The organism is Streptosporangium sp. NPDC049078 (genome assembly GCF_040648855.1).
Classification (GTDB): Bacteria; Actinomycetota; Actinomycetes; order Streptosporangiales; family Streptosporangiaceae; genus Streptosporangium.
The window spans coordinates 219,809-232,362 of sequence record NZ_JBEZEL010000004.1; the positions used below are offsets into that span (position 1 = coordinate 219,809).

Consider the following 12,554-nt stretch of genomic DNA (forward strand, 5'->3'; position numbering starts at 1 on the left):
ATGGCACGGCCGACTCCCGACACGGCGGTCGATCTCGCCGGGACCCGGTCCGGGCCGAAGGCCGTGACGAGGAGGAGGAGCCCCGCCCGATCGGCGGGGCTCCGCCCGCGGCGCTGGATCGGCTGGCTGTTCGTCGTTCCCGCGCTCGCCTTCTACGTGGTCTTCGTCCTGCGGCCGATCCTCCTGACCTTCCAGTACTCGCTGTACACCTGGGACGGCATCGGCCCGTCCACCTGGGCGGGCCTGAACAACTACGCGAAGGTCTTCCTCGACCCCGACCTGTTCGCCTCCATCGTGAACGCCTTCGAGCTGATCGTGTTCTTCAGCGCGATCCCGGTCGTGCTGGGCCTGGTGATCGCCTCGACGATCCGGCGGATCGCCACCAGCCGGCTCGCGGTCGTGGCGAGAACGGTGATCTTCCTGCCGCAGGTCATCCCGCTCGTCGCCGCCGGCATCGCCTGGAGCTGGCTGCTGTCGTCGACCGGTCTGATCAACCAGCTGCTCGGCTACGCCGGTCTCAGCGGCGTGACCCGCGCCTGGCTGGGCGACTTCTCCACCGCGCTGCCCGCGGTCGGGGTGATCGGCGCGTGGGTGCTCCTCGGCCTGTGCACCCTGCTGTTCCTGGCGGGCATGACCAAGATCGACATATCGCTGTACGAGGCCGCCCGGCTGGACGGCGCGGGACCGCTCCGGGAGTTCCTCTCGATCACGGTGCCCAGCCTGCGGCAGGAGATCGGCGTCTGCGTCACGGTGACCGTGATCGCCGCCCTCGCCAGCTTCGACATCATCTACATCTCGACCCAGGGCGGGCCGGGGAACGCCACCATGGTCCCCGGCCTGGAGATCTACTACCTGGCCTTCTCCGACCGGCAGGTGGGAACGGCCTCGGCACTCGCCGTCGTGCTGATGCTGCTCGTGCTCATCTTCGCCCTCCCCATCCAGTGGCTCACCAGGAACAGGTCCACATGATCACCGGACATCGAGAGGCGTGGACGGGAAGGGTGCTGCTCGTCCTGCTGATGACGGTCACCCTTCTGCCGTTCGTCAGCCTGTTCGTCACGGCGCTGCACCCGTCGGGCACCTACCCGCTCGGACTCTCCTGGCCGAGCGACCCGCAGTGGGGCAACTTCGTCCAGGCATTCCAGGTGGCGCGGATGGGCGAGCTGCTGAAGTCGAGCACGCTCATCGTGCTCGGGGTGGTCCCCCTCGCGCTCATCATCGCGACGATGGCGGGATTCGCCATCGGCCACCTGCGGATTCCCGGAAAGCACGTGGTGTTCCTCGCGTTCGTGTTCGGGCTGACACTGCCTTTCGAGGGCATCATCACCCCGCTGTACTACCAGGTGCGCGACATGGGCCTGCTGAACACCAGGTGGGCGATCATCCTTCCGCTCATCGGGCTGTTCATGCCGTTCTCCGTCTACTGGATGCGCGCGCACTTCGTGAACATGCCCGAGGAGCTGTCGGAGAGCGCGCGGATCGACGGGGCGAACACGTGGCAGCTGTTCTGGCGCGTCCACGTCCCGCTCGCCATGCCGGCGATCTCGTCGCTCGCCATCCTGCTGTTCCTGTGGACCTGGAACCAGTTCCTGCTCGCCATCGTCCTGGTCGACGACCCGCTGCAGCGCACCATGTCCGGCGCGCTGGGTGCCTTCCAGGGACAGTGGGGCACCGACATCCCGCTGCTGTGCGCGGGGTCGCTGCTCATCCTGACTCCCACACTGCTGATCTTTCTCATCTTCCAGCGCCGGTTCGTCGCGGCTCTGCTCCAGGGCTCCCTGAAGGGATGACACACCTCATGTCGTTGCTCGGCACCGATACCGAGACTGGATCGCCCGGACACGGCGACGGCCGGTCGGCGCGGTGGGACCGGCGCCATCTCGCCCTGCTCACCGACACCCCCGCGACGACGGCGCCGGTCGTCGGTACCGTGGCCCTGCCGCGCGTGCTGCCGCACGACGACGTCTGGGACCTGTGGCCGATCCAGGAGGAGGACGGCTCGACCTCCACGGTTCTCGGCCACGAGCTGTGGATGGGGCTGTCGGCACCCGCCGCCGGACACCCCGAGGACCGCCACGACCACGCTCGCGTCCGACTGCTCGCCAAGGACGGCGACGACTGGAAGGACCTGGGGCACGCGTTCGCCGACGGCGCCTCGCCGGGCAGCCGCGAGTGGTCGGGGTCGGCGGTCCGCAGACCCGACGGCACGGTGTCGGTGTTCTACACGGCCGCCGGCCGGCGAGGCGAGGCGCGCCCGACGTTCGTCCAGCGTGTCGTGGAGGCACGTGCCCGGCTGGTCGCCGACGGCGACCGGATCGTGCTGGAACCGCACGCCGAGCACCGGGAGATCCTGAGCTCGGACGGCCGGACGTATCTGCCCGCCGACGATGTCGAGGGGGGTCCGGGGAAGATCCGGGCCTTTCGCGATCCCGGCTGGTTCCGTGATCCCGCAGACGGGCGCGAACACCTTCTCGTCGCCGCCTCCGTCGCCTGGGAGGATCGCTACACGGGCGCGGTGGCCCTCGCCGACGCGGCGCCTGACGGCTGGTCGCTCCGGCCGCCACTGCTGGTGGCCGACGGGGTCAATCACGAGATCGAACGACCGCACATCGTCGTGCACGGGTCCTCGTACTACCTTTTCTTCTGCACGCACCGGCATTCGTTCCACCCCCCGAGGTCGGCGCCCACCGGCCTGTACGGCTTCGTGGCCCCGAGCCTCACCGGACCGTACGAGCCGCTGAACGGCTCCGGGCTGGTGGTCGGCAACCCCGAGAGCGAGCCCGACCAGGCGTACGCCTGGTTGGTGCTGCCCGATCTTCGGGTGGTGAGCTTCCTCAACTACCCGTCCACGGGCGGCGAGGATCCGATGCGGATCCCGGCCGCGCAGGCGAGGGCCGGTTTCGGCGGGACGAACGCGCCGGTCCTCGAACTCACCCTCGACGGGGTGAACGCCTCCGTGGCGCGGGGACGCGAGAGCGGCGCGGGGACGCTCCCATGACCCCGCGCCGCCCGGTGCTCCCGCCGTGCGGCGGGAGCACCGGGCCGGTCCGGCCCGGCGGGTCGGCCTGAACGATCAGGCCGACGCGCCGGTAGCCGGACCGGTCGGCGGGGTGGGCCTGCCTGGGGGGTACAGGCCCACGCGCCGTCTGGGAAGTACGGATCAGACGCGGGTCCAGCGCTGGTTGCCCTGGCCGTTGCAGTCCCAGATCTGGAGTCTGGCACCGTTGGCGGTGGAGTTGTTGGACACGTCCAGGCACTTGTTCGCGCCGACGGCGGTGATGCTGCCGTCGTTGTTGAGGCGCCACTTCTGGTTGTTCTGGCCGTTGCAGTCCCAGATCTGGACCTGCGCGCCGTTGGCGGTGCTCTGGTTGCTCACGTCCAGGCACTTGTTGCCGTAGACCCGCAGCTCACTCGCGCCGGTCGGCGCCCAGCGCTGGTTGTTCTGGCCGTTGCAGTCCCAGATCTGCACCGCGGCGCCGTTGGCCTGCGAGACGTTGGCGACGTCCAGGCACCTGCCCGAACCGACCCCCCTGATCGCGCTCGTCGGCGAGGGCGAGGGCGTCGAACCGGGGTCGCCGGGCTGGCCGATGCTGCCGGAGACCGACTGGAGGGCGGCGTACCAGGCGGCGGCCATCTTGTCGTAGCCGCCGGCGGTGGGGTGGATGCCGTCGATCAGGTCGGAGGTGGTCAGCTTGCTGTGCATGTCGACCAGGTGGACGCGCTTGCCACTGTTCACCTTGTTCTGCACGATGCCGGGGATGGCCGCGTTGAAGGTGCGGGCGGCGGACTCCTGCCCGGAGTTGGACAGCGGGATGATGGTGGCGACGAACACGTCCGCGTCAGGCACGGTCGCGGTGATGCGGTCGATCAGGGTGGAGAGCCGCTGGGGCGCACCGCCCACGTTGTAGTTCTGCAGGATGTCGTTGGTGCCGATGTGCAGCAGCACCGTGCGCGGATTCTGGGTGCGCGCCCAGTTCGTGATGTTCGCGTCGATCTGGTCGATGCGCCAGCCGGGGTGCCCCTGGTGGTCGTGGTCCCCCAGCGAGGCCGGCCCGTTGAACTGTGACCCGACGAAGTCCACCGTGTACCGGCCGGAGACCAGCCGCTGCCACAGGCCGATGCGGTATCCGCCCGGCACCTGCGTGCCCTCGGTGATCGAGTCGCCCAGCGGCATGACCCGCACGCCGCCGTTGGACTCCGCGCCGGCGACGCTCGTCCGCGTCACCGCGCCCAGCGCGACCACGATCACAGCCAGAAGCGCCGCTGTGAACCAGCGTCTCCACCTACGCATGCTCAACCTCTTTCCGAAAGCTGAGAGCAGTGACTGCTGACAGCTCGTGTAGCGCTGACGGTCTGTATTCGGAGCACTTTCCAACGAATGTCATGTGGCGGCGGGAGCGGCGGCTCGGGGCACCTCGCGGGTGCCCGCCGGTCACAGGGCTGCGAGGTCCGATGGATCGGGTTGGTGCGGCTTTCGCCGTGCGGAGAATCCTCCTGTCGAGAAATCGGTGGCCGTGGGAGGGAATCGCGGATGTGGTGTGTGGCCGGGATTCACGGTCGCCGAGTGGGCCTTTTTGGGGGGCGGGGAGATGTGAGCGCTAACATTTTTCTGCCGGTCGCGGCCTCTTCCAGCGTCGAGTGATTGTGGTGGTGCAGCGGAGCAAACACGAGGCGAGGAGAGGCTGTCAAGAGCCGGAAACACGGCGAGACGAACAGGAGACGGAGACGGAGACGGCTCCATCTGGTGTTTCACAGGTCACCGCACCGAACGGGCCGGGGTGACGTGATGAAAATTTCACCGCCGACGTCTCGCCCCGGAAGGGGCACCACGCCCTGCAAGGACCCGCAGACGCCGAAGCGGGTCCATCACGTGTGCGGCACGCGGCGAGACAGATCCTTCCTGCGCGACCTTGACACATTTTGTAATAGTTTCCACACTGAGTCCCCGAGACGGCCCCTATGCCAAGTCGGTGGTGCGCGGCGGGGGCCGTCGACCACGGCGCTCATCCCACCTGCGGAACGGCCAGGAGAATCCCCCCACTCCGAGAGGTTTCCGCTCATGTCCCCATCCTCGTCACCGTTCAGCCGCCGCGCGCTGCTCGCCGGAGCCGGAGGCGCCGCGGCCGCCGGTCTGCTGGGATCGCCTCCCGCGTGGGCGGCAGGCGCCCCGAGCGGTTACACCCCGACCTGGGAGTCGGTCGACCAGCACCCGCCGGCTCCGGAGTGGTTCCAGGACGCCAAGTTCGGCATCTACTACCACTGGGGCGTGTTCAGCGTCCCCGCGTTCGCCAACGAGTGGTACCCGCGCAACATGTACTTCGGCGGTTCCAGCGAGAACAACCACCACAGGAACGTCTACGGTGATCCCTCGGTGTGGCCGTACCACAACTTCATCAACGGCGCCCCTGACAAGGCGGGCAACTGGGTGCAGTTCGCCCCCAAACTCAGGTCCGCCGGCGGCAACTTCGACCCCGGCGAGTGGGCGCAGCTGTTCGTCGACGCCGGCGCCAGGTTCGCGGGGCCGGTGGCCGAGCACCACGACGGCTACTCGATGTGGAACAGCAGGGTGAACGAGTGGAACTCGGTCGCCACCGGCCCGAGGCTCGACCTGCTGCGGCTGCACGCCGACGCCATCCGGGCCAAGGGCCTCAAGCTGCTGGTCTCCCTGCACCACGCCTACAACTTCACCGGCTTCTTCGAGCGCGTGCCCACCCAGTCCACCGCCTCCCTCAGGAAGCTGTACGGCCAGCTGGACAGGACCGCGGAGAACCAGCTCTGGTACGACAAGCTCAAGGAGGTGATCGACGGATACCAGCCCGACGTCATCTGGCAGGACTTCAACCTCCCCCAGGTCCCCGAGGCGCAACGGCTGAACTTCCTCGCCCACTACTACAACCAGGCCATCGCCTGGAACAGGGAGGTGGTCGTCACCTACAAGGACGGCTTCAACAACAGGGGCGAGGTCTACGACTACGAGCGCGGCGGGCCGGCGGGCATCCAGACCCCCTACTGGCTGACCGACGACAGCATCTCCAGCTCAAGCTGGTGTTACACCAACGGCATCGGCTACTACTCGCTCAACGCCATGCTGCACTCGCTGATCGACCGGGTCAGCAAGAACGGCAACATGCTGCTGAACATCGCCCCGACGGCCGACGGCACCATCCCGTCCGGGCAGCGGACGATCCTGCTGGGCATCGGGGACTACCTGCGGCGCTTCGGCGAGTCGATCTACTCCAGCCGGGCCTGGACGGCCTTCGGCGAGGGCCCCACGCAGATGGGCGGCGGCTCCTTCGTCACACCACGCGCGGGAACCAACCGGGACATCCGCTTCACGCGCAACAAGACCAACACGGTCCTGTACGCCACCGTGCTCGGCTGGCCGGGTGCCACCCTGGACATCACGACCCTGGGCTCGAACCGGATCAACCTGAGCGGCCTGACCTCGGTGCAGCTCCTCGGCTCCACGACCGGGTCGTTCGTCGATCTGCCCAACCGCAGCCAGGACGGTTCCGGCCTGCACGTCTCGATGCCGTCCTCCACCGCGCCGTTCGGCGCCCCGGCGTACGTGGTCAAGCTGACCTTCTCCGGTCAGATCCCCGCCCTGGGCTCGGGCCCCACCCCGACGGGCTATGTGCGGATCACCAACGGCACCACCGGCCTGGCACTGGACAGCGGCGGCAACGTCGCCTCCGGATCGAACCTCAAGCAGTGGAACGCCTCCGACGGCAGCACCAACCTGCAGTGGCAGCTGGTCGACCTCGGCGGCGGCTGGTACCGCATCGTCAACCGCACCAACGGCATGGTCATCGACAGCTGGGGCAACACCGCCAACGGCGCCAACGCCAGACAGGCCGCCTGGAGCGGCAACAACAACCAGCAGTGGCGCCTCAACAGCGTGGGCAACGGCCGCCAGCAGATCATCAACCGCGGCACCAACACCGCCCTCGACGGCATGGGCAACAGCACCGCCGGCTCCACCGTGGCCATGTGGGCCCCCAACAACAGCACCAACAACCAGTGGACCATCGCCGCGCTCTGACGCTCCCGGCGATCGAAAGGACACGACGTGAGACGAAGGCTCATGGCCCTGCTCGCGGTCGTCGCGTCACCCCTGACGATCGCGAGCCTGCTGCGGGCGGTCCGGCCCGCCGCGACCGCGTCGCTCACCCGGGTGACGGACCAGCACCGGACCCGCGTCCGACCTCACGGCCGATCCGCCCGGCGCGACGGCGCCGGACGGATTCCGGCGGCGCCGCGCACCCGCCGCCCGCGTCGCCCGCCCGCGGGGAGTCAGTCGGTCGGCGAGAAGATGCGTTGCTGGATCTCCCTGCGGTAGTCGTCCAGCGTGTTGTCGATGTGCGTCGCCGCGGCCTGGGCCGCCGCCTCGGGGTCACCGGCGCGGATGGCCTGGTAGATGGCGTCGTGCTCCTCGACGGCCTTCGCCGCGTGCCCGCCCACCGAGCCTCGCAGTCCGATGAGGTTGGACTGCGCCTGCAGCCGGCGAGCCTCCCGCACCGCTATCTGGAGGAACATGTTGTGCGAGGCCGTCGCGATGGCGGTGTGGAAGGCGTCGTCGCCCTCGTTGAACAGCTCCTCGCGTCCGGTGTCGAACCCGTAGCGGCACACCCCGGCCCACTTCTCGATGTCTCCCAGCTCCGCCGGGGTGGCGCGGCGGGCGGCAAGCCGGCTGGTCTCCATCTCCTGGGCCCGGCGGAACTCGAACAGCATGTAGATGTGGTCCAGGTCGGTGGGCAGGAAGAAGGACGCCCATCGTCCGGTGCCGAGCATCCCCTCGTCGTCGGCCACGTAGAGGCCGCGCCCTTTCTGGGCGCGTATCCTGCCGAGCGCGGAGAGTATCTTCACCGCCTCGCGCACCACGGTCCGGCTCGTGCCCAGTTGCTGGGCCAGCTCGTTCTCGGTGGGCATGCGATCACCCGGCCGCAGGTGCAGCCTGGTGATCAACTCCAGCACCTGCTCCGCGGCCACCTCGTAGCCCGGCCGGTATGCGCCTTCCACGCGCGGATTATCGATCACGCTACCCGCCCTCTCCCTGCCACCACCTCCTCAAGAGTACGACCAACTGAGGCACGGATCAGCATCAATCCCTCTCAACCTACCTGACATTAAGTGCTACACATCCTGCCCGGACTCGGATCCACAGCAAGAGGGAAGGAAGAAGTAAGCCCTCTACCTGCACCTATCTTCAAATGAACCCCAACTCTGACAAAGGAACCCCTGTGAGGAGTCAGAAATAAGTGGGCTTAAGGTCTTGACGCGACTCAGCGTGAGGAACGTAATTAGTAGCTAAGTCTCCGGGACGCCTCCTGTCGGAGGGCCCCCCTTTGGCCGGACCACATCTGGAACGGAGGGGAAGCCACCGGAGACAAGGACGGACATCGCCGTCCATGACGGCAACGCGAACGGTCCCGACCACCTCGGACCAGGGCGCGATTGTTCGGCGACACCTGCAAGAACCGGCCAGGCGTGCTGTTCGGCGCGGGCGAAAACAAAAACGGCGTCGAGCCGCCACACCGGCCGGCTGAAACTCCTCACCCCCCACATGAAGGAGAAGCAAGTGGTCTGCCCACCAAGACATGCCGATATTCGAACCGCAGGGGAGGTCACCTGATGGCGAAGCGGAGATCCCTCTTCGGAGCGATCGCGGTCGCGGCCCTCCTCGTCGTGTCCACGGCACATGCCGCACTGAGCAGCTCCAGCGCCACCGCGTCGTCGGCGGCGGGGGCCCGCGCTCTCGCGCCGACCGCCGGGTGCGGCAAGGCCCCGGGGCTGAACAACGGTACGCAGACGATCCAGAGCGGCGGCAAGACCCGCTCCTTCATCCTGAGGCTCCCCGACAACTACAACAACAACACCCCCTACCGGTTGTTCTTCGGATTCCACTGGCGGGGCGGCACCATGAACGACGTCGACTCCGGCGGCACCAGCGGTTACCCGTGGTCCTTCTACGGCATGCGGCAGATGTCGAACAACAACGCGATCTTCGTCGCGCCCCAGGGCATCGGCAACGGCTGGGCCAACTCCGGCAACGAGGACGTGGTCCTCGTCGACGACCTGATCAGGCGGATCGACGCGGCCCTGTGCGTCGACACCTCGCAGCGCTTCGCCATGGGCTTCAGCTACGGCGGCGGTATGAGCTACTCGCTCGCCTGCAGCCGGGCGAACGTCTTCCGCGCGGTCGCGGTCTACGCCGGCGCCCAGCTCAGCGGATGCAGCGACGGCAGCCAGCCCATCGCGTACATGGGACTGCACGGCATCACCGACAACGTCCTCAACATCTCCCAGGGCCGGTCACTGCGTGACAGGTTCGTCAGGAACAACGGCTGCACCCCCCAGAACCCGCCGGAGCCGGGCTCTGGCAGCAGGACGCACATCACCACCACCTACTCGGGCTGCCGCGCGGGCTACCCGGTCGTGTGGGCCGCCTTCGACAACGGTCACATGCCCGGTCCGGTGGACGGGACCTACGCCGAGAGCGGCATCACGACCTGGACCAAGGGCGAGGTGTGGAGGTTCTTCTCGCAGTTCGGTAGCGACCCCAACCCCAACCCGACCCCGACCCCGACCCCGACCGCGAACCCGGGAACGCAGACGAGCCCGCTCCGGGGCACGGCCTCGGGCAAGTGCCTCGACGTGACCGGCGCCTCCCAGGCCAACGGCGCCCTCGCGCAGATCTGGGACTGCAACGGCCAGAGCAACCAGCAGTGGACGTCGAACGGCGCGAACGAGCTGCGGGTCTACGGCAACAAGTGCCTGGACGTGAGCAACCAGAGCACCGCCGACGGCGCCGCGGTGCAGATCTGGGACTGCAACGGCCAGAACAACCAGAAGTGGCGCCTCAACTCCGACGGCAGCATCACCGCCCTCGGCTCGAACAAGTGCCTGGACGTGCCCAACAACGCCACGGCCAACGGCACCAAGCTCGTCATCTGGTCCTGCAACGGCGGAGGCAACCAGCGCTGGACCCGGATCTGATCCTCCTGCCGGACCATCTCTGAGACACCTTCGGGAATCCCCCGCCGGGAAGAACGACCCTCCCGGCGGGGGATTCCGCCCACGGCGGGGCACCTTCGCGTGCCCGCCGGGGGAGAGCGGCACGCCGACCGCCCTCCCACCACCCCCCCACGTAAGGAAATGCCGTGTTCGAACTCTCGTACTCCGCGATACGGAGACTGATGCTGGCCGGAGCGGCCGCGATCGGATTGACCGCCGCGGCCGCTCTGGTGGCGCCGGTCTCCCCCGCCCTCGCGGCCACCACGACCCTCTACGCCTCCCCCTCCGGCAGCGGCAGCAGCTGCTCCAGCGCCCAGCCGTGCTCGTTGCCGGCCGCGCAGACCGCGGTGCGGGCGCTCACCGGCGCGATGTCCGGCGACATCGTCGTGGAACTGGCCGACGGGGTGTACCGGCTCTCCGCGCCGCTACGGTTCACCGCCGCCGACTCCGGTAACAACGGATACCAGGTGATATGGCGGGCCGCCCCGTCGGCGCGCCCCGTGATCAGCGGCGCGAGGGCGGTCACCGGCTGGTCGCTCGCCGACTCAGGGAAGAACATCTGGCGGGCCAATGTCGGCACCGGGGTCGACAGCCGGCAGCTCTACGTCAACGGTGCCATCGCCACACGCGCGCGTACCACCGTGAACCGGTCGGACTTCACCGCCAACAGCAGCGGCCTCTCCTTCACCAACGGCGCCCTGAGCTATCTGAACAACCTCGCCAACAAGAACCAGGTCGAGATGGAGAGCGTCGGCTCGTTCACCGACCGGTACGTGAGGGTGCAGAACATCACCGGGAACTTCATCACGATGCAGCAGCCCGGCTGGAGCAACAACAACTTCGGCTACGACACCTTCACCAGCCCGCACCGGGCGGGTCCGCTCTACCTGGCCAACGCCTACGAGTTCCTCGACTCACCGGGCGAGTGGCACCTCAACCCCGGGACCGGCCAGCTCTCCTACATCCCGCTCGCCGGGCAGAACATGAGCAACGTCAGCGTGGAGCTGCCGACGCTGCAGTCCCTGGTGAACGTCGGGGGCACCTACGACGCGCCCGCCCACCACATCTCGTTCACCGGAATCACCTTCACCGGCACGACCTGGATGGGCCCCAGCGGCAACCAGGGCTACGTGGACCAGCAGACCGGCGTCTACATGGCCGGCAACTGGAACTGGCCGGCCTTCTCCTCCTGCCACAACGGCTGCCCGCAGTTCGAGGCCACCCGGCCGAACTGGTACCAGATGCCCGCCGCCGTGCAGGTGTCGGCCGCCAACAACATCACCTTCAGCGACTCGCAGTTCTTCAACCTCGGCCAGACGGCCGTGGGTATCGGCAACGACGCCAACGGCCACACCAGCGGTGTCGGCCTGGGCGCGAGCAACATCACCGTCACCCGGTCCGAGATCGCCCGCACCTCGGCCGGCGGCATCGTGGTCGGCGGCGTGCGCGCCGACGCGCACCACCCCGGCGACCAGCGGATGGTGAACCGGAACATCACCGTCAGCAACAACCGCATCCACGACCTCGGCGTGGAGTACCGGGGCATCGTGTCGGTCCTGACCACCTACGTCAACACCGCCACCGTCTCCAACAACGAGGTCTACAACATGCCGTACACCGGCATGTCGATCGGGTACGGCTGGGGCGCCAACGACGCCGGCGGCAGTGAGCACTACGCCGGTCGCGGCCTGTACAACTACCAGCCGAGGTACACCACGGCCACCACCGCGTCCAACAACCGGCTCACCGGCAACTACGTGCACGACGTCATGCAGCAGATGAACGACGGCGGATGCATCTACACGCTGTCGGCGAACCCGAACGCGGTGATCAGCGACAACTACTGCCTGCGGACCAACGGCTACTTCGGTCTCTACTTCGACGAGGGCTCGCGCTACTACACCGCTCGCAACAACGTCTTCTCCTCCACCGGCACCTGGGCCACCGCCAACTACTGGTACGCCGAGAACATGGGGAACTTCACCGTCACCGGCAACTGGTCGACCAACAACAGCACCAACGTGACCAACGGCGACCGGGGCAACGTCGTCAACGGCAACGTCACGGTCACCAACGGCAACTGGCCCTCGGGAGCCCAGGCCGTGATGGCGGCCGCCGGCCCCCAGACGAGCGGCAACCCGCAGCAGAGCGCGCAGATCGTCGGGGCCCAGTCGAACCGCTGCGTCGACGTCACCGGCAACAGCACCGCCAACGGAGCCCAGGTGCATCTCTGGGACTGCGGCGGCGTCACCAGCCAGCGCTGGACCCACACCGCGGGCAAGCAGCTGCAGGTGTACGGCAACAAGTGCCTGGACGCCTACGGCCAGGGAACCGCCAACGGCACCCAGGTGGTGATCTGGGACTGCAACGGACAGACCAACCAGCAGTGGAACGTCAACGCCAACGGCACCATCACGGGCGTGCAGTCAGGGCTGTGCCTGGACGCGCCCAGCAACGGCACCGCCAACGGCACCAAGCTCAACCTCTGGGCCTGCAACGGCGGCGCCAACCAGCGCTGGAGCCTGCGCAACTGATCCAGC

General features: G+C 68.0%; 9 protein-coding genes. 7 read left to right on the forward strand and 2 right to left on the reverse strand.

What is annotated here, in order from left to right; all coding sequences use genetic code 11:
• From AB0B90_RS08105 to AB0B90_RS08115, 3 genes are read left to right on the forward strand one after another with little or no spacing between them, the layout of a single operon-like run.
• Complete coding sequence (locus tag AB0B90_RS08105; RefSeq protein ID WP_350946293.1) at positions 1-969, forward strand: sugar ABC transporter permease; 969 nt, start codon at positions 1-3, stop codon at positions 967-969.
• On the forward strand, positions 966-1,790 hold the full coding sequence (locus tag AB0B90_RS08110) for a carbohydrate ABC transporter permease (RefSeq protein ID WP_350946294.1): 825 nt from the start codon (positions 966-968) through the stop codon (positions 1,788-1,790). The genes AB0B90_RS08105 and AB0B90_RS08110 overlap by 4 nt, the downstream gene beginning before the upstream one ends.
• Entirely contained in the window at positions 1,787-2,998 is a 1,212-nt protein-coding gene (locus tag AB0B90_RS08115) for a glycoside hydrolase family 68 protein (protein ID WP_350946295.1), read from the forward strand. The genes AB0B90_RS08110 and AB0B90_RS08115 overlap by 4 nt, the downstream gene beginning before the upstream one ends.
• Positions 2,999-3,160: 162 nt before the next feature.
• On the opposite strand, the gene AB0B90_RS08120 is transcribed toward AB0B90_RS08115, so the two are convergent.
• Positions 3,161-4,291 (reverse strand): ricin-type beta-trefoil lectin domain protein, encoded by a 1,131-nt coding sequence (locus AB0B90_RS08120; RefSeq protein WP_362921562.1) that lies wholly within the window; start codon positions 4,289-4,291, stop codon positions 3,161-3,163.
• 768 nt (positions 4,292-5,059) lie between these two features.
• Between AB0B90_RS08120 and AB0B90_RS08125 the strand changes: the two genes are divergently transcribed.
• Positions 5,060-7,042: an alpha-L-fucosidase gene (locus AB0B90_RS08125; RefSeq protein WP_362921564.1), complete on the forward strand. Its 1,983-nt coding sequence runs from the start codon at positions 5,060-5,062 to the stop codon at positions 7,040-7,042.
• Positions 7,043-7,069: 27 nt separating this feature from the next.
• Positions 7,070-7,339 (forward strand): hypothetical protein, encoded by a 270-nt coding sequence (locus AB0B90_RS08130; RefSeq protein WP_362921566.1) that lies wholly within the window; start codon positions 7,070-7,072, stop codon positions 7,337-7,339.
• Here AB0B90_RS08130 and AB0B90_RS08135 read toward each other — a convergent pair.
• Entirely contained in the window at positions 7,294-8,019 is a 726-nt protein-coding gene (locus AB0B90_RS08135; RefSeq protein WP_350946299.1) for a FadR/GntR family transcriptional regulator, read from the reverse strand. The two genes, AB0B90_RS08130 and AB0B90_RS08135, sit on opposite strands and share 46 nt — an antisense overlap.
• Positions 8,020-8,631: 612 nt before the next feature.
• Here AB0B90_RS08135 and AB0B90_RS08140 point away from each other — a divergent pair.
• Together AB0B90_RS08140 and AB0B90_RS08145 are read left to right on the forward strand one after the other, a co-directional pair.
• Positions 8,632-9,996 (forward strand): lectin, encoded by a 1,365-nt coding sequence (locus AB0B90_RS08140; protein ID WP_362921568.1) that lies wholly within the window; start codon positions 8,632-8,634, stop codon positions 9,994-9,996.
• Between the two features lie 164 nt (positions 9,997-10,160).
• Positions 10,161-12,548 carry an RICIN domain-containing protein gene (locus AB0B90_RS08145; RefSeq protein ID WP_350946301.1) on the forward strand — a complete coding sequence of 796 codons (2,388 nt, stop codon included), beginning with the start codon at positions 10,161-10,163 and terminating at the stop codon, positions 12,546-12,548.
• Positions 12,549-12,554: the final 6 nt, after the last annotated feature.